The 15,425-nt window shown below is 70.5% G+C and carries 18 protein-coding genes and 1 pseudogene; 6 read left to right on the top strand and 13 right to left on the bottom strand.

Features of this window, described 5'->3' with window-relative positions; translation table 11 throughout:
* Positions 1-39 precede the first annotated feature (39 nt).
* Positions 40-1,137, bottom strand: a complete 1,098-nt coding sequence (locus tag ACFYOB_RS38910) for a CU044_5270 family protein (protein ID WP_388569096.1) — start codon at positions 1,135-1,137, stop codon at positions 40-42.
* The gene (locus ACFYOB_RS38905) at positions 1,134-1,766 is read right to left on the bottom strand and encodes an RNA polymerase sigma factor (protein WP_388569144.1); all 633 of its coding nucleotides are present in this window, start codon (positions 1,764-1,766) and stop codon (positions 1,134-1,136) included. Before ACFYOB_RS38905 ends, ACFYOB_RS38910 begins: the two co-directional genes overlap by 4 nt.
* Before the next feature lie 312 nt (positions 1,767-2,078).
* Between ACFYOB_RS38905 and ACFYOB_RS38900 the strand changes: the two genes are divergently transcribed.
* Positions 2,079-2,492 carry a VOC family protein gene (locus ACFYOB_RS38900; protein ID WP_388569093.1) on the top strand — a complete coding sequence of 138 codons (414 nt, stop codon included), beginning with the start codon at positions 2,079-2,081 and terminating at the stop codon, positions 2,490-2,492.
* Between the two features lie 62 nt (positions 2,493-2,554).
* Here the strand turns inward: ACFYOB_RS38900 and ACFYOB_RS38895 are convergent, their stop codons facing one another.
* Entirely contained in the window at positions 2,555-3,493 is a 939-nt protein-coding gene (locus ACFYOB_RS38895) for an amidohydrolase family protein (protein WP_388569091.1), read from the bottom strand.
* Positions 3,494-4,001: 508 nt separating this feature from the next.
* Here ACFYOB_RS38895 and ACFYOB_RS38890 point away from each other — a divergent pair.
* The gene (locus ACFYOB_RS38890) at positions 4,002-4,304 is read left to right on the top strand and encodes a hypothetical protein (protein ID WP_388569088.1); all 303 of its coding nucleotides are present in this window, start codon (positions 4,002-4,004) and stop codon (positions 4,302-4,304) included.
* A 95-nt stretch (positions 4,305-4,399) separates the two neighbouring features.
* Here ACFYOB_RS38890 and ACFYOB_RS38885 read toward each other — a convergent pair whose 3' ends face one another.
* A complete protein-coding gene (locus ACFYOB_RS38885; protein ID WP_388569086.1) occupies positions 4,400-4,897 on the bottom strand; it encodes a DUF3291 domain-containing protein in 498 nt (165 codons plus the stop codon).
* 32 nt (positions 4,898-4,929) lie between these two features.
* Complete coding sequence (locus ACFYOB_RS38880; RefSeq protein ID WP_388569083.1) at positions 4,930-5,646, bottom strand: helix-turn-helix transcriptional regulator; 717 nt, start codon at positions 5,644-5,646, stop codon at positions 4,930-4,932.
* 123 nt (positions 5,647-5,769) lie between these two features.
* On the opposite strand from ACFYOB_RS38880, the gene ACFYOB_RS38875 reads away from it, so the two are divergent.
* The gene (locus tag ACFYOB_RS38875) at positions 5,770-6,207 is read left to right on the top strand and encodes a hypothetical protein (protein WP_388569080.1); all 438 of its coding nucleotides are present in this window, start codon (positions 5,770-5,772) and stop codon (positions 6,205-6,207) included.
* Between the two features lie 35 nt (positions 6,208-6,242).
* Here ACFYOB_RS38875 and ACFYOB_RS38870 read toward each other — a convergent pair whose 3' ends face one another.
* Positions 6,243-7,514: an ATP-binding protein gene (locus tag ACFYOB_RS38870; protein WP_388569078.1), complete on the bottom strand. Its 1,272-nt coding sequence runs from the start codon at positions 7,512-7,514 to the stop codon at positions 6,243-6,245.
* A 122-nt stretch (positions 7,515-7,636) separates the two neighbouring features.
* On the opposite strand from ACFYOB_RS38870, the gene ACFYOB_RS38865 reads away from it, so the two are divergent.
* The 3 genes from ACFYOB_RS38865 to ACFYOB_RS38855 all read left to right on the top strand — a co-directional run bounded on the left by ACFYOB_RS38865 (position 7,637) and on the right by ACFYOB_RS38855 (position 10,778).
* Complete coding sequence (locus ACFYOB_RS38865; protein ID WP_388569075.1) at positions 7,637-8,371, top strand: ArsR/SmtB family transcription factor; 735 nt, start codon at positions 7,637-7,639, stop codon at positions 8,369-8,371.
* Positions 8,372-8,441: 70 nt separating this feature from the next.
* The gene (locus ACFYOB_RS38860; protein ID WP_388569072.1) at positions 8,442-9,383 is read left to right on the top strand and encodes a DMT family transporter; all 942 of its coding nucleotides are present in this window, start codon (positions 8,442-8,444) and stop codon (positions 9,381-9,383) included.
* Positions 9,384-9,551: 168 nt separating this feature from the next.
* The gene (locus ACFYOB_RS38855) at positions 9,552-10,778 is read left to right on the top strand and encodes a cytochrome P450 (RefSeq protein ID WP_388569069.1); all 1,227 of its coding nucleotides are present in this window, start codon (positions 9,552-9,554) and stop codon (positions 10,776-10,778) included.
* A gap of 109 nt (positions 10,779-10,887) precedes the next feature.
* Here the strand turns inward: ACFYOB_RS38855 and ACFYOB_RS38850 are convergent, their stop codons facing one another.
* From ACFYOB_RS38850 to ACFYOB_RS38820, 7 genes and pseudogenes are all read right to left on the bottom strand, one after another.
* The gene (locus ACFYOB_RS38850) at positions 10,888-11,613 is read right to left on the bottom strand and encodes a class F sortase (RefSeq protein WP_388569066.1); all 726 of its coding nucleotides are present in this window, start codon (positions 11,611-11,613) and stop codon (positions 10,888-10,890) included.
* Between the two features lie 11 nt (positions 11,614-11,624).
* Positions 11,625-12,449 carry a hypothetical protein gene (locus ACFYOB_RS38845; protein WP_388569064.1) on the bottom strand — a complete coding sequence of 275 codons (825 nt, stop codon included), beginning with the start codon at positions 12,447-12,449 and terminating at the stop codon, positions 11,625-11,627.
* Positions 12,450-12,578: 129 nt separating this feature from the next.
* Positions 12,579-13,244, bottom strand: a complete 666-nt coding sequence (locus ACFYOB_RS38840) for a ribosome-inactivating family protein (protein WP_388569061.1) — start codon at positions 13,242-13,244, stop codon at positions 12,579-12,581.
* A gap of 289 nt (positions 13,245-13,533) precedes the next feature.
* The gene (locus tag ACFYOB_RS38835) at positions 13,534-13,848 is read right to left on the bottom strand and encodes a hypothetical protein (protein WP_388569058.1); all 315 of its coding nucleotides are present in this window, start codon (positions 13,846-13,848) and stop codon (positions 13,534-13,536) included.
* Between the two features lie 137 nt (positions 13,849-13,985).
* Positions 13,986-14,378 (bottom strand): VOC family protein, encoded by a 393-nt coding sequence (locus ACFYOB_RS38830; protein ID WP_388569056.1) that lies wholly within the window; start codon positions 14,376-14,378, stop codon positions 13,986-13,988.
* Between the two features lie 252 nt (positions 14,379-14,630).
* Entirely contained in the window at positions 14,631-15,041 is a 411-nt protein-coding gene (locus tag ACFYOB_RS38825) for a hypothetical protein (RefSeq protein ID WP_388569053.1), read from the bottom strand.
* A 292-nt stretch (positions 15,042-15,333) separates the two neighbouring features.
* Positions 15,334-15,425, bottom strand: a pseudogene (locus tag ACFYOB_RS38820) (lytic transglycosylase domain-containing protein); the annotation flags it as partial.

The following is a 15,425-nucleotide window of genomic DNA, read 5'->3' as shown; positions in this document are numbered from 1 at the left end:
GGCCCGGAGCCGCCGCGGGGTGGCGGCTCCGGGACCGGGTCAGGCGGCGTGCTGGGCGGCCGGGCGCTGCTTCTGGCCGTTCACCACGCCCCGCTCCAGGACGGCCGTCCGCTCGATCACCGTTCCGGGCTTGACCTCGCCCTCCTGCCTGATCTGCACGCCGCGGCTGCCGAGGTAGGTGTACGTCGAGCGGTCGAAGACCAGCTCGGTGCGCGAGCCGCGCTGCTCGTCGACGCGGGCCAGTGCGATCCCGTCACGTCCCGCTGCGTCCTGGGAGTGCTGGACGACGACCACCCCCGGGATCTTGGCCGCCGCCTGGTACAGGGCCGCGGCAACGCCCGGCGGTACGACCTGCTCGCCGATGATCGAGCCGATCTCCTCGAAGGCCTCCTGATCGCGGTCACGTCCACTGCCGACCGCGAGGATGGCCTTCAACAGGGCCTCCGGGTCCGTCGGCTGCGCCTTGAGCCAGTCGTAGGACAGGTTGACGGCTTCTCCGGGGACGTCCTGGCCGTTGAGCGGCTTGGACAGGGGGTCGTCGTGGTCCAGGGTGATACCGCCTTCGGGCTGCTGGCCGGGCTCGTCGAGCCAGCCCTTCTTGCCGTCCGGGGACTTCCACACCTCGCGGGTGTGCAGCGGCTGCACCCAGGTCTTGGACCGGTCGGCGTCCACGTCGACGGTCATCGAGAGGTAGGAGACCTGGCTCTTGATGTACACGTACTGGCCGGGCCCCGGCTCCGGCAACCTGCTCTGCGAGGCGGCCGCTGCGATCTGGCCGACCGTGGCGATGAGTTGGTCGGAGCTGCCCGTCTCTACGGATACGACCGGCGCCTCGACCGCGGCGGTGCGGCCGGACCGTCCAGTGGCTGCCGGGCCCGGCACGGCGTTGAACGCGATCACGCCTGCGAGCGCGGCGGCGGTGACCGGGATACCGATCAGCAGGGACCGCCGTACGGGCCGCCGCGGCGGGTTCGGCGCGCCGGCCGGGGCGGCGGACTGTTGTATCTCGTTCATCAGGTGCTCCTCAAGCAGGCGCTGACGGTCGAGCGGCAGGTCCGGGCTTCCCGGGGGCGGCAGCAGCCGCCCCAGTTCCGCGTGGTCCAGCGACTCCTCGCGCCGCCACTTCTTGCGGATCATCGGGATTCCTCCTCGTAGGACTGCGACTCTTGCGACCGGGCCGCGAGGGTGCGGCCGCCCTGTGTTTGTCCGGAGCGGGGAAGCGGTTCCCCGGATCTTGCCAACTCCTCCTCCGAGAGCTTGCGCAGCCGTGTCCGGGCGCGGGACAGGCGGGAGCGGACGGTGCCGACGGGGATGCCGAGTGCGGCCGCGGCCTCGGCGTAGCCGAGCCCGGACCAGACGCACAGGGTGAAGACCTCCCGCTCGCTGCGCCGCAGCGCGCGCAGCGCTCGCTGCGCGGCGGCGAGCTGGTCGGCGTCGGCGAGGCGGGCGACGAGCTCGTCGGCGAAGTCGGGCACCGTGCCCCTGACGGGCAGCCGGCCCAGCGCGCGCTGATGGCGCCGGGCGGCGCGCGTGGTGTTGCGCAGTACGTTCACGGCGATGCCCATCAGCCAGGGGCGCGGGCTGTCTCCCTCGTCCCGCAGCTTCTCGCGCAGGCGCCAGGCCTCCAGGTACGTCAGCGAGACGACGTCCTCGGCGAGCGCCCAGTCCCCGGTGGCGCGTACGGCATGCCGGTGCACCAGCTGGGCGTGGTCGCGGAAGAGCGCCCGGAACGCCTCCGGTTCCCCGGCTCGTATCCGGGCGTGCATTGAATAGTCCACGTCGGATTCTTGTCCGGCGGTCCCGAGCGGTTCCCGTGTCCCACGTCACATCACGGTGCTCAGGCAGGCACGCCTCGGTCGCCCTCGTCGGACACGGCGCACTTCATGCGTTCCCTCGGCTTCCACGGTCCTCTGCCCCGCCCTCGGCCGAGCTCAGCTCCGGCCGGCCCGGGACCGCCCACGAGGTGACAGCTGCCGGGAATACGCCCTTCAAGCGTGTTTCACCGAATTCCGGCGAGGCTCTCCCGAAGATCGTGATCGAGCCTGAATCCGAGGCGGAACTGGGCTAGAAAGGTCGGCATGGAACTCACGCAGATACGCCTGTTGGTGTCCGACTTCCCCGCCGTGTACCGCTTCTACCGGGACGTGCTCGGGCTCAAGCCGCAGTTCGAGGCCGAGAGCGGCCCGTACGCCAAACTCAGCCCCGACACCGGACACGCCGCGATCGCGCTGCAGGACCGCGCGCAGATGGCTGGAGTGCTGGGGCAGTTGGGGGCGGAGCCCGGCGGATACCGCGCGCTGGTGGTGCTCCGGGTGGAGGACCTGGACGCCGCCCACGCCGAGCTCACCTCGCGCGGGGCGGAGTTCACCAGGGACCCGGGCCCGATGGGCGAGCGGATGCGGGTCGCCTACCTGGAGGATCCGGAAGGGAATCTGATCGAGCTACAGGAATGGCTGACCCTCCGCGAGCAGGCCGGTAACGCACCGGCGTAGCAGGTGTGGCAGCGCCGATCGGTACTCGACGCGATCGCGGGTACGTGCCTGACCCGAGGCGGTCAGGCACGTACGAGGCGGGGGAAGAGGAGCTCGGCGTTGCCTCGGTGGATCGACTGGAGCTGGCCGTCCTCCCAGTGCGGGTAGCCGTCCAGCCCGTCGTCGAAGCCGCTGCACCACTCCTCGGGCACCATCGGGAAGTCGCTGCCGTACAGGACGTGTCCGGGCGCGGCGAAGGCCAGGAGCGAGGGCAGCGATGCGGGGCCCGCGCAGAACGCGGTGTCGAAGTAGAAGCGCCGCAGCTCGGCCAGGAGGTCCTCTGGAGCGGTGCCCGGACGCAGCCGGGCGGCGGCCGCGAAGCGGTGGGCGGCGTACGGCAGGAAACCGCCCGCGTGGGGAAGGATCATCTTCAGCCGGGGGTACCGGCCCGGAACACCGGCGACTGCCAGGTGCAGGGCAGTGCGGGCGGTGTCGTACGGGAAGTCCACCAGCGGGCTGGGCAGTTCCGGGACCATCGCACCGGGCGGCGCTGTCGGGTGGACGAGGACCACTGCCGCACGCGCGTCCAGCTCGGCCCAGAGCGGCTCGAACTCCGCGTCTCCGAGGTAGCGCCCGTGGGCGTTGGACAAGACCATCACGCCGTCGGCATCCAGCTCGTCCAAGGCGTGGGCGGCCTCGGCGAGCGCTCCGTCCACGTCCGGCAGTGGGAGGACGGCGAAGTTGCCGAACCGGTCGGGCCGGTCCTTCACCAGCTCTGCGGTGAACTCGTTCACGTTCCGGGCCGTGGCGCGGGCCCCCTCCAGGTCGTCAGGAGCCCCGAGCGGAGCGGCGTACGAAAGGACGGCGCTGGCGATCGAGCGGCGGTCCATCATCGCAATCGCGCTCTGCCGGTCCCAGGCGGGCACCGGCCAGCCCAGGGCAGCGGCCCGGTCGGCGATCGCGCGGCTGCGGTCGGGCGGGATCACATGGTGATGGACGTCGATGCGTGCGTGTTCACTCATGCCGGTCCTCGTCTCCTCCCGCCGATCTCCGGGGCGGCCGGTGCACGGTGGACGGGAACGCGGCGGGCCGACCGCTGTCCATAACACTCCACGGACGCCGACCGCCGCCAGCACGCGCGTCCGCCGCCACAGCCGGTCCACCCGTCCGGCCCACGCGCCCCGCGTCTGCGCTGCACTGAGGATGCGGTGGTCTGCGCCAGCAGCGCGCCGAGGAAGCGCTGACGCGCGGGGACGAACCCGCCGTACTCCTGCAGGGTGACGCAGCGCCTTTCCGATCTTTGTCCCGCGTTGACGGGGAAGGCATCCGTCGGCCCAGAAGATCAGCGGCGACCCGCGCGGGCGCCGCGTGTCAGAAGTGGAGTCGGCCTTGGCGCCTGTACCGAACGGCACTTACATGATCACCCGCCCTCCCGAGCAGTTGCTCACGATGGAGGGAGGGGCATCGGAACCCAAGACCCCCGTTGTCCTGCTACCGCCTACCGGCAACCCCGGCGAGCAGGAATGGCAGGTGGAGGTACTCAGCAACGGCAACTGCACGATCCGCAATCTCCGGAGCGAAACCTATCTCTCCTACGACGGCGACCCGGAGATGAACAAGCTGGTCGTCGGATTCCCCGAGCCACGCGAGTGGGCGCTCTACAAGAGCGCGAGGCCGCACACCTTCCACGTCGTCGTCCCCGGAGGCCCCGTCGAGGGCGTGGAGCTGGCCCTGGATCTCAGCCTGCTGCGGATCTTCCCTCCCCGAATGGCCCTGAGGGCTCTCGAGGTCGGCGACCAAGGCCAGGCATGGACCTTCCAGTTCATGGAGTAGAAGTCCGGAACTGAGTGCCCGGGCCGACGGCCGGCCCGGGCACCGCCCCAAGAGCGCGGCCCTGCGCGCCACGGCCGCGGGCCGCGGCGGCCTGGTCAGGTCGCCGACGGCACGGCCTGAAGGTGCTGGGCGGCCTCGGCTGCGGTGTAGGAGGAGGCGAAGGTGAACGCGCGTGGGGACGGCCCGTGCGCCCGCAGATCCGCCAGTCGCTCCAGGGCCTCACCGACGGTCGGGAGGTGCCCTGCCGGGACCCACCAGAGCACGAGGTGCGCCTCGACGTGCCGCTCGAACCATTCGCGGCGCCGCCGCATCACCTCCAAGTGCCCGCTGCGGTAGGCGAAGTCCCACAGAGCCTCCTGGGTTTCCCACACCGACAGGTTGACGATGACGTTCTCGCCCGCCGGGCGCAGGCCGGTGGCATCCGCCGCCCCCTCCTCCACGAGCCGCCACACGAAGCCGGGCGCGCCGTCGGCGGCGGCGTTGACCGGATCGAGCATCTCGACGAACGGCGCCACGCGCGGGTCGTCGAAGGAGTGCCGGAGTGTGGCGACGTTGAGCTGGGCGAGGTGGGCGGCATGCGTGGATGCGGTCATGGCCTCATCCCAGCACGGCGGGCTTTTCTATGTCAATCACCATTGTCTTTAGAAGCTTCGATCACCACGCAGCACTCCCCCGGCCGGGGGTCCATGCGGGCGCGAACGGGACCGTCCGCGCCGAGCAGCCCCTCCAGCAGAGCGAAATTCATGCCGCAGACGAGCGGCGGGAAGCGTTCGGCGACGGCATGGAAGGGGCAGTTGCGCATACGGACGACGGGTGCGGCTGCCTGTGCCGCCCCCTCGGCGCCTTCGGCGCCCTGGACGCCCTCGGCGCTCTCGACGCCTTCCAGGTGCGGTTCGTAGCCCCGGGCCGCCAGCATCTCCATTGCTTCTTCAAGGCCGCCACAGGGCGCCGCCGAGCCACGCAGGGCCTCTCCCCGGCGGCGCGCGACCGCACAGAGCCCAGCGTCGAGCCCGGCCGCCTCGGCGGCTTCGGCGAGCAGCTCGGCGGCGGTGCGGTAGTCACGGGCCGGCAGCGATACCGAACGCTCGGCCGGCGCCCGCGTGTACACCTTGGCGGGACGGCCCGCCCCCGGCCCCGAGCGGCCCGTCAGGCGGCGGCTGCCGCTCTCCAGCAGCCCGGCCTCGGTCAGCCTGTCCAGATGGTGCGCGGCGAGCGTGCGCGCCACCCCGGCCGCCTCGGCTGCCTCGTTGCGGCCGACCTCGCGGCCCTGTGCCGCCACGTACTCGTACAGGCGGCGCCGCACCGGATCCTGCAACATTGCGATCGCGTCGATGTCCTCCACCTGGCCATTCTAGAAACAACACAGGTTGGAGATAGATTAGCGGGCTGTCCTGCCTGATGCGGCCGACAAGAACCGGCGCGAGCGGCGCCTCCGCATCGTCCGACCGCAACCCGATTGGCACCGATGACGACGTCACCCCCCTCCGCCGCGACCGACAGCAGCGCACAGAGGCGTGCCGTGACGCCCGGCACGGTGATCGCGGCACTGCTCGTGCCACTCACGACCTTCGGCGGTGTGGCCACTTCCCTGCGCACGGAGGACATCGAGAGCGCGTGGGCCGAGCGGCAGCAGGAAGCGTGCCGGCACATGCCCTTCCCGACGACGGGGTACGTCGCCGCCTGGGCGGGGCTGATGCTCGGCGTGACGGCAGTGGTGGTCTGCGTACTGCTCTCGAAGCGGATCCCCCGGCGGTGCGGCATCCGGCTCGGGGAGACGTGGCCGGGGCTGATCGCCTATGTGGGCGTGTGGTTCAACGTCCTGACGATCCCGATTGAACTCATACAGCTGTACGCCGTGTATTCGGTGGCAGGGTCGGGGATCGTCCTCGGCGACTGCGGATAGCGGCCGGTCGGGGTGGCAGAACACGGCCGGTTGCGTCACGTACGCCCGAAGAGTTCGGACTGGTCGGCGAACTGCTCGGCCATCGTCCTCGTGACGGTGGGACGGGTGTTGCTGATCGTGCGCAAGTAGTCCTCGGTGACCGAATGGGAACGATGCCCGGTGTCGAGGGTGCGCTCGAAAGCGCTCTGGGCAACGAGACGGGCGACCTGGGCGATGTCCGCAGGAGTGAACCCTTCGCTCGCATCGGCGAGGGCCGGGATGTCGGCCTCGGTGGCGGCACCGGCCAGATAGCTGCTCCACAGGGCGCGGCGCGCCTCCACGTCGGGAGGCCCTACCGGAAGCACGTAGTCGAAGCGGCCGTGACGCAGGAATGCGGGGTCGAGCGCGGACACGTCATTGGTGGCGCAGATCAGCAGCCTGCTGTCCCGGTCGCGGAACCGCACGATGGAGGTGAGGAGCTCGTTGACGACCCCGATCGCGCCGTGCCCGGCGGCCTCGGTGCGGCGTCCGGCGACGTCCTCGACCTCGTCGATGAACACCACCACGTGGTCGAGCTGGGCGATCTCGTCGAATCGGCGCCGCAGTCCCGGGGCCATGCCTTCCTCCAGTGCGAGCCGGGCGGGGAAGATCTCTGCGAACGGCCATCCCAGGCGGCTCGCGACGGCTCTGGCGAAGGTGCTCTTGCCGGTGCCGGGCGGGCCGAAGAGCACCACCGCACGGGGCGGTTCGACTCCGTGCTGCGCAGCCAGCTCCGAGTGGGCGAGAGGGAGCACCAGACGCCGTTCGATCAGGTGCTTCTCCTTCTCCATCCCGGCCAGTCGGGCCCACAGCCCGGCCGACGGCACCGCCGCGTCCAGGGACTTCAGCAAGACCACGTCCTGAGCCGTCACGGCCTGCGGCTTCTCGAAGTAGGTCATCCCCTCGCGGCGCAGGAAGCCCGAGTTGCGCAAGGCGGTAGCTCCCGACTCGTCCTCGCGGAGTACGGCGGCCACGGTCCTGGCCCCCGATTCGTGCAAGCGGTGTTCCAGGGCGGCTACCAGCGCGCTGCCCATCCCCAGGTTCCGCCAGGCCGGGTGCAGGGCGATGCGCAGGATCCACGCCCGGTCGGCGTCCCTGCGCCCCACGGCGGCACCCACCAGATGGCCGTCGGCTACGGCGACCACGGCGGGATGCTCGCCGTGCAGGGCCGCGACCACGTCGGACAGCCGGAACGCCGCGGGCCGGTCGCCCAGCCCGCTCTCCGCGTCCAGGCGTACGACCGCCTCCAGATCATCGGGGCCGAAGTCCCGGACGTGCCAGCCGGCCATCCCAGCAGCCTTTCGCAGCCGTGCACCGCTCCTCTCATCATCCCGGCCACTGGGCCGGCCCCGCACGTCCAGACCGGGGTGATTGTTCGCTGCGTGCCGAAATCATGGGGCATCCTGGGACCATGAACGAGTTGCATCCCCAGCCTTCTGCGGACGAGCCCGCCCCCGCCGCCCGCCTGGCGGCCTTCGCTGCCGCCCTGGCTGACGAGACGCGGGCCGCCATCTGCATGACGCTGCTGGAGGGACGCGCCTGGACCGCGGGCGAGCTGGCCCGGATCACCGCGGTGGCGCCCTCCACCGTCAGCGGACACCTGACCCGGCTGCTCGATGCGGGCATCTGCGTGACCGAGCGGCAGGGCCGCCACAGTTACGTGCGCATCGCCGACGCCGCGACCGCCCGCCTGGTCGACGAGCTCGCCTCGTACGCGATTCCGGACCGGGACGCAGCGCACGCGGTACCCGTGGTCGCCGCACCGGACCCGCTGGCTCGCGCCCGGACCTGCTACGACCACTTCGCAGGGCGGTTCGGCATGGCGGTGACCGACGCGATGGAGCGGCGGGGGCTGCTGCGCACGGAGGGCGTCTTCGAGCTGACGGAGGACGGCCGGGCCTGGTGCGCCGAGGCCGGCGTCGGCCTTGCCCACGAGGGGCGCAGGCCGCTGGCGAGTTCCTGCCTGGACTGGACCGAGCGGCGCCGCCACCTCGGCGGCGTCACCGGGGCACGGCTGTGCGCGCACGCGTTGCACGAGGAATGGGTGGTACGGCCGGCGGGCGGCGGACGGGCGCTGGAGGTGACCGGGGCCGGGGAGCGGGCCTTCGGTTACCTGCTGGGGATCACGCCGGAGGCTTGGAGCTGAGCCCTGGGGTCCGAAACCGGGAGTCAATATTTCGGTAGACGCCGAAATGTTGCACCCATAAGGTGGCCCCATGACGTTCCGCACGGGTCGAATCCCGCCCCACGTGCTCACGGTCGGCGCCGTCTCCTTCACGGTGTTCGCCTGGGCTTCCGCCTTCGTCTCCATCCGCAGCGCGGGCGCAGCCTACTCACCCGGGGCCCTGGCCCTCGGCAGACTGCTGGCCGCCTCGCTGGTGCTCGGCACCCTGCTCCTGATACGCGGCCAGGGGCTGCCGCCCCGCGAGGCCTGGCGCGGAATCCTGCTGTCCGGTGTGGTGTGGTTCTGCGGCTACACGATCGCGCTGAACTGGGGTGAGCGGCTGGTCGACGCGGGCACGGCGTCCCTGCTCGTGAACACCGGGCCGATCCTCATGGCACTCCTCGCAGCCCGCCTCCTCGGCGAGTCCCTGCCACCGCGGCTACTGGTGGGCATGGCCGTCTCCTTCGCCGGAGCGGTCGTCGTGGGCCTGTCCATGTCGTCCGGCGACGGCGGTTCCACCTCGGTGCTCGGGGTCGCACTCTGCCTGCTCGCGGCGGTGGCCTACGCGACCGGCGTCGTCGCGCAGAAGCCCGCGCTCTCCTACGGAACGCCCCTGCAGATCACCGCCTACAGCTGCCTGACGGGAACCGTGGCCTGCCTGCCCTTCACGGGGCAGCTCTTCGCGGAACTCCCGAAGGCGCCGGCGTCCGCGACCCTGAACATGATCTACCTGGGCGTGGTGCCGACCGCCCTCGCCTTCACCTCGTGGACCTACGCCCTGGCACGCATGCCCGCCGGAAAACTGGGCGCGACGACCTACGCCGTCCCGGCCATCGTCGTCCTGCTGAGCTGGGCCCTCCTGGGCGAGGTACCCGCATGGCTGACCCTTCTCGGCGGCGTGCTCTGCCTGGCCGGAGTCGCGGTGTCCCGGTACACTCGGCGCTCCCCGCGAACTCCCGACCGGGACGGTCGACTTCCTTCAGTCCGGACCTGACCTCCGTGGACCAGCCGCACCACCCGCTGCCGGCCCCCGCCCGCGCGGCGCCCTGGGCTTGCGGCGCCCTACCGGCCCGGGCGGGGTTCGGGCAGGATGATCCGGCTCACCGGAGGTCACCCGCGGCGGTGGCCCCTGCCCGGCCCCGCCCGTGATCCGGAGGTCCCAGTGACGTCGTACGACGACCAGGCACGGCGTGACGAGCTGTACCGCGACCCGTACCCGCTCTACGACCGCGCCCGCCGGGCCGAAGGGCTGACGTACGTGCCCGAGTTCGACGCGTGGCTGGTGGCGCGCGACCGGGACGTACGGGAGGTGCTGCTGCGCGCGGAGGACTTCTCCTCGGCCAACGCCCTTCTGCCGGACGTCCCGCTGTCGGAGGCGGCGCTGGGCGTCCTGCCACGGGGGTTCGGGCCCCGGCCGACCGTCGTGTCCACGGACGGCGCGGCCCACCGCCGGCACCGGGTCCCGCTGAACCGGGGGCTGTCCGCCGCCCGGGTGGCGGCGCTGGTGCCGTACGCCCGCGCGTGCGCGCGGGAGCTGGTGGACGGCTTCGCGGCGGACGGGTCCGCGGAGCTGGTGGAGGCGTACGCCCGGCGGTTACCCGGCATGGTCGTCGGGCGGCTGATCGGGCTGGACCCCGCCGACGTGCCCGCGGCCGTGCACGGCGGCTACCGCGCCGAAGAACTGCTGTTCCGGCCACTGTCACCGGAGGAACAGGTGGCTGCCGCCGAGGACGTGGTGGCGCTCCAGCACCTGCTCGACGGGTACGTCCGCGACCGGCGCGCCCGGCCCCGGGACGACATGTGCTCGATCATGGTGGCCGCCCTCGCCCCCGGAAACGCCGAGCTCACCCTCGAACAGCGCCACGAATCGGTGACGAGCCTGCAGAACCTTCTGATCGCCGGATTCCTCACAACGAGCGCCCTCATCAGCACCACGCTGCTGCACCTGCTCAGCGACCGGCGGCAGTGGCGGATGCTGCTCGCCGATCCGTCACTCGTCCCGGCTGCGGTGGAGGAGGCCGCCCGCCATGACGCCGCCGTCCAGGCCTTCCGGCGGACCACCACCCGGCCGGTGACCCTCGCCGGGACGAAACTGCCGGCGGGAGCCACCGTGCTGGTCGCGTACGGTTCGGCCAACCGCGACGAGGAGCGGTACGAGCGGGCCGGAGAATTCGACATCACCCGTCCCGGGAACCCTCACCACCTCGCCTTCGGGCACGGACCCCACGGCTGCCCCGGTTCCCAGCTGGCGCGCGAGCAACTGCGCCTGACACTCGAACTGTTCACGCGCCGCCTGCCGGAGCTGCGACTCGACGAGGACCGTCCACGACCGCGGATCCGGCCCACGCTGATCCACCGCTCGCCGCAGGACCTGTACGTCACCTGGTGAGGCGGTCGTCGAGTCCGTCACGGGGCGGGCCGGCGAGGCCGGGAAAGGAGTCCGTCAGCCGCCGTGGGGCTCCGCGGCTGACGGACGTCTTCCCGGCCCACGGGCCTGACTACGCGGCACCCGTCATGCGGGCGAACACCACCACGTTGCTGTCGTAGTAGTGCTTCTTCGGGTCGAAGTCACCGCCGCAGGTGACCAGGCGAAGGCCCGCATGGTCGAGGTTCTTGTAGACCTCCAGTGTGGGGAACTCGGCCTTCGGGTACTCGGCGACGCGGTCCACCGTGAACGTGACCGTCTTGCTGTCCTGCCGGGTCACCTTGATGGTGTCACCGGCCTTCATCGTCTTCAGCTTCTCGAACACTGCGGATGCTCCGTTCCACGTGACGTGCCCGGCGATCACGGCTGGTCCCTGGGAGCCGGGGGTCGGCCCCGGCTCGTACCAGCCCGCGAGCGCGGGGTCCTTAGGGGTCTGCATCGTGCCGTCCGCGTTCTGCCGCAGCGTCTCCAAGGAGCTGGACAGGCCGAGGGAGGGGATCGTGATCTTCTGCGGTTCCGACCGGGCGAGGGCGGGCTCGGCCCGGCTCTCCCCCGTACCTGTGCCGCTGTGCGATCCGTGCGAGGGTGACGCGGCACCGCCGGCGGGCGCCTTCCCGGTGGGTGCGGCGCCGGCTGCGGCCGGTGCCTCGCCCTGAAGTGCTTGCCCCTGTGGGGCGGGGTGCACCGCGTTCTGGCCTGCGCATCCCGCGAGGAGCAGCCCGGCGACGGCGACGGCCGCCAGGGAGCCTGCGGTCCGGCGGCTGGGCCGCGTGGTGGATGCGACGGGTGCGAAATGCACGGGAGTCGGCTTCACGCGCCGCCCCCGGTGGTCTGCCTGGGGGTGGGTACGGCAGCGGCCCGCTTCCGCGCGACGGCCACCGCACCGGCCACCACCGCCAGTACGGTGATCGCCGCACCGTCGCGCACCGTCACCGGCACCGTCGCGCGCTGCGGAGAACCGCCGCCGGTCTCGATGCCGCCGACCGGAATGGACCCCACGGCCGCGCCCTTGACCTCCCCGCAGTTGGTCGGAGCCGTGGCCTCCTGGGGCAGCTTGGGGTCGAGCTCGCTCTTGCCGGCCCCCTCGAAGTCGTACTTGCCGTTCTTGTTGCGGTCGATGCCGTGCTGCACGACGTGCAGGTCCTTGATGTGGTCGACCACGTCCTGGCCGACGGCGATCGTCCGCTTGTAGGAGACCCTGCCTTGCTTGTCGGCGACGGGCATGCGCTCCACGGCGAGACCACTCGTGGCCTTGGTGTCCCCGGCCGTGGTGAGTGAGATGTTGATGTCGCCGTAGTCATGCGTGGCCTCGGTGTTGCTGAGGACCCCGTCGCCGTCGGTGTCGTCGCTGGCGTCCGGGCAGTGGAAGTCGTGCCCCTTCGTCGACCCGTGCAGATGCTGCGCCGACGGCTGTCCGGGCACCATGCCCTCGGACGCGATTTGCACGGTGAGTTGGTTGCCTTTGAGGCTGAGCATGACCGTACCGCTGGAGCCTGATTCGTTCAGCTGCGCCAGATCTATCTGGTACGCCTTTCCACCCTCCGCGAGAGCTGGTCCGGAAAGGCCGAGGGTCAGGAACACGGCGGCGGGTGCGGCGGCAAGTACCACGAGGCGACCGGCGCGCTTGACTATCACATTCGCTCCTGTTCCGTGGATCCCAGGACGGAATCGCACATCGTGCGGGGTTGAGATGAGCTCCTGGAGAGGTCTCGCCCCTTACTTCGGTGCCCCAACGCCTGTGGATGGGTGCCTATGCAAAGAATTTCAGGCGGCTGCCATGGTCGACAGCCGACCACCGGTCATCCAGATGCGTGATATCGCATCAGCCAGTGCGGGGTATCGAGCAGCCTCGCAGAGCATTTCCGAGAGCACGAGAATTCCGTGTGCGGTGCACTTCGGATCGCGGTTCCGGTGCAGCCAGATGACCGCGTTGCCCAGGGGGCGGCGCCCCAGGGAGATCCCCGAGCGCCGTACGTCGGCAGCCGTCTCCAGGTCGGAGCGGCCTCCGCCGAAGGGCAGGGCCTCCACTCGGCGGATTCCCGGTGGCGCGGCCGAGTCCCGCACGTGGCGGACATACGCTTCCGGCGGAGCCTGGCCGTTCTCGAAGGTGTTGCGGAACCCGACGATGCGAAGGTCCGCATTCTGCAGTCGGAGCTCGATGTAGAGCTCGATGAACAAACCCCGAAGCTGAATGCGCACGGGGAGGTAGGGCGTTCCTCCCTCCCCGTGCCCGGCCCTGCTGAAATTGCCCTGAGCCTCTCCAGCTCTCGACCGGATGGTCGACGTCAGGAGCCGGTACTCGTCCACCGATGCGTAGGCTGAGGAGAACGCCACGGGTTTCAGCATGGCCGCCCGCATCAGGTGAAGGAGCCGGAACTCGGACTCCTCGGAAGTAATCTGGCCGCAATCGGTTCGATCCTGCTGCTGCACTCACACACGCGCATCCACCGCCTTCGACATCATCCCGAGCGTCGACGGATGACATCATCCTCGTCGCCGGATTCGGTTCGGTGCGGTCCTTTCTAGTCGTCCTGGCAGCGACCGGGTGAATAGTTGGCCTCTGATGCTAAGAAATCGGCGCGTGATCCCGGCGGCCGGACGGCCGCCGGTGATCGTCAACGGCCTTGGAGGCGTTGCGGATTGGCGCCCCTGCTCCGCGTTCAGGTCCCTGGACACCGTCGACGGCAGGCCGGTCCGCCTGGGGTGGGGGTGCGCGCCCTCAGACTCCTGCGGCCTGCAGTTGGGCGAAGGTGCCGACCTTCGCCGACCACGCCTGCTGGCCCGGCACAGGACGCCATCCGATCAACGAGTCGGGAGTGATGCTGTCAGGCCAGATCATGTAGCCGAGCATGACGAGTTCGCACCCCGCCGCGTGGGCGGCGTCGAAGGGAAATGTCGGCCAGTCCGGCCAGTGTGAGAGGTCCTTCTCGGCAAGGGGCTCGCAGCTGCCGTCCCGGACCACTTGCAGGAGATAGCCACTGTCCGCGGACTTGCAGACGGCAGTGAGATCAGGGCGGCAGTTGTCAGTTGTCATGACGGCACGCTAAGGGAAGGGCCGGGCCGTACTGGCGGCGCACCTGGCTTCGGTCCGCTGTGGGAGCTGACCGAAGGGCGCACGTGCTGCCGCGGGGGTCTGGAGGAGTACGCCGACGCCCGCACGCCGCCGGGCGCCTACTGGGGCTTCGTAGCGATCTGGATCAAGTTGCCGCACGTGTCGTCGAAGACTGCGATGGTCACCGGGCCCATCGCCACGGGCTCCTGGGTGAAGCGGACGCCGAGGTCGCGCAGGCGGTCGTACTCCGCCTGCACGTCGTCGACGGCGAACTGGGCGAGCGGGATACCGTCCGATACGAGCGTGTCCCGGTAGGTCTTGGCTGCTGGGTGGCCGGCGGGTTCCAGAAGGAGTTCGGTGCCGCCGGGCTCATCGGGCGAGACGACGGTCAGCCACCGGTCCTTCTCGCCCACCGGGACGTCGTGCTTCTTCACGAAACCGAGGATCTCGGTGTAGAAGCGCAGCGCCTTGGCCTGGTCGTCGACGAAGACGCTGGTCAGGTGGATCTTCATGGGTGCTCTCCTGCGATCCGGATGTGTCGGGCACAGATTGACAAAACGCCCACTTGCCTATCAAGTCGAGGTGCGCCGCGAGTCGGGTGGCGCTGAAGCGGTCGGCCGTCAGCGCGAGGCCGCCGTACCCGGCAGGGCAGGCAGAAGCCCCTGCGTGACCCGACTGGGCTGGGCAGGGGCTGATCAGCTGCACGAAGGCTTCACCGTGCACTGCCGGCACGGTACGGAGAGCTACGCCACCGGGCCTCGGCCTCAGCCCGAGGCAACCGGGGATTTCCCCGCGGGAGCCTGGCCGGATCCCGGCGTGGGCACCCGGTCCGGGTTCTCCCGGTGCGAAGCTGCGGAGTCCTCCGCCTTCGGGGCCGGGACAGGGGCCGGCTTCTCGGGCTTGTGTTCGCAGTAGACCTTGCCCTGGTAGAACTTGCAGCCCGGCATGTTCTCCACGTCCTTGATCTTGCCGTGCTTCTTGTCCTCGTTGTTCCTGCTGTTGTGCTTCTTGCTGCTGTGCTTCTTGACGTTGTCCTCGTGACTGCTCTTCGCATGGCCGACGTGACCGGCTTCCAGCGTGGCCGCCTCAACGGTCCGCGGCGCGGCCGGAGCGGCGAATGCGCTGGTGGGCAGCAGCGCGCCTCCTCCGAGAAACGCGGCCGAAACGGCGATCATCGCAAAACGCTGCTTCCGGGACGTGCGGGCCATGAGGGCTTTCTCCAGTTCAGAGGCGGTGAAGGGGGGGTGATTCCAGTAAGCCCTCCAGCGCCGGGGCCCGTCATGACACTGCATCTCGGGACTTGACACACGGCGGCAGGGGCCTCACCCTCCGCCGCCCGGCGCTCATGCCCGCTTCGCCGATGCCTGCCGGCCGCCATCGACAGTTCGGTGGCCGGGTACGCGAAAACGCCCGGCCGGGATGGTCCCGGCCGGGCGTTTGCGTGCGCGTGTGCTGTCCGCTGGCGGCTTAGTACCAGTGGTGGGTCTGCCAGAAGTTCCAGGCACCGACCGGGCTGCCGTAACGGGAGTTCATGTAGTCCAGGCCCCACTTGATCTGGG

Source organism: Streptomyces sp. NPDC006463 (assembly GCF_042870715.1).
In the GTDB taxonomy this organism is placed as follows: Bacteria; Actinomycetota; Actinomycetes; order Streptomycetales; family Streptomycetaceae; genus Streptomyces.
The sequence above is the reverse complement of the archived record's forward strand: the minus strand, read 5'-3'. Positions and strand labels throughout refer to the sequence as shown.

Excerpts from the sequence above, each read along its gene's own strand:
- ACFYOB_RS38910 (WP_388569096.1), bottom strand. The coding sequence starts at position 1,137 with ATGATCCGCAAGAAGTGGCGGCGCGAGGAGTCGCTGGACCACGCGGAA.
- ACFYOB_RS38905 (WP_388569144.1), bottom strand. The coding sequence starts at position 1,766 with ATGCACGCCCGGATACGAGCCGGGGAACCGGAGGCGTTCCGGGCGCTC.
- ACFYOB_RS38900 (WP_388569093.1), top strand. The coding sequence starts at position 2,079 with ATGGAACTCACGCAGATACGCCTGTTGGTGTCCGACTTCCCCGCCGTG.
- ACFYOB_RS38895 (WP_388569091.1), bottom strand. The coding sequence starts at position 3,493 with ATGAGTGAACACGCACGCATCGACGTCCATCACCATGTGATCCCGCCC.
- ACFYOB_RS38885 (WP_388569086.1), bottom strand. The coding sequence starts at position 4,897 with ATGACCGCATCCACGCATGCCGCCCACCTCGCCCAGCTCAACGTCGCC.
- ACFYOB_RS38875 (WP_388569080.1), top strand. The coding sequence starts at position 5,770 with ATGACGACGTCACCCCCCTCCGCCGCGACCGACAGCAGCGCACAGAGG.
- ACFYOB_RS38870 (WP_388569078.1), bottom strand. The coding sequence starts at position 7,514 with ATGGCCGGCTGGCACGTCCGGGACTTCGGCCCCGATGATCTGGAGGCG.
- ACFYOB_RS38865 (WP_388569075.1), top strand. The coding sequence starts at position 7,637 with ATGAACGAGTTGCATCCCCAGCCTTCTGCGGACGAGCCCGCCCCCGCC.
- ACFYOB_RS38860 (WP_388569072.1), top strand. The coding sequence starts at position 8,442 with ATGACGTTCCGCACGGGTCGAATCCCGCCCCACGTGCTCACGGTCGGC.
- ACFYOB_RS38835 (WP_388569058.1), bottom strand. The coding sequence starts at position 13,848 with ATGACAACTGACAACTGCCGCCCTGATCTCACTGCCGTCTGCAAGTCC.
- ACFYOB_RS38830 (WP_388569056.1), bottom strand. The coding sequence starts at position 14,378 with ATGAAGATCCACCTGACCAGCGTCTTCGTCGACGACCAGGCCAAGGCG.
- ACFYOB_RS38825 (WP_388569053.1), bottom strand. The coding sequence starts at position 15,041 with ATGATCGCCGTTTCGGCCGCGTTTCTCGGAGGAGGCGCGCTGCTGCCC.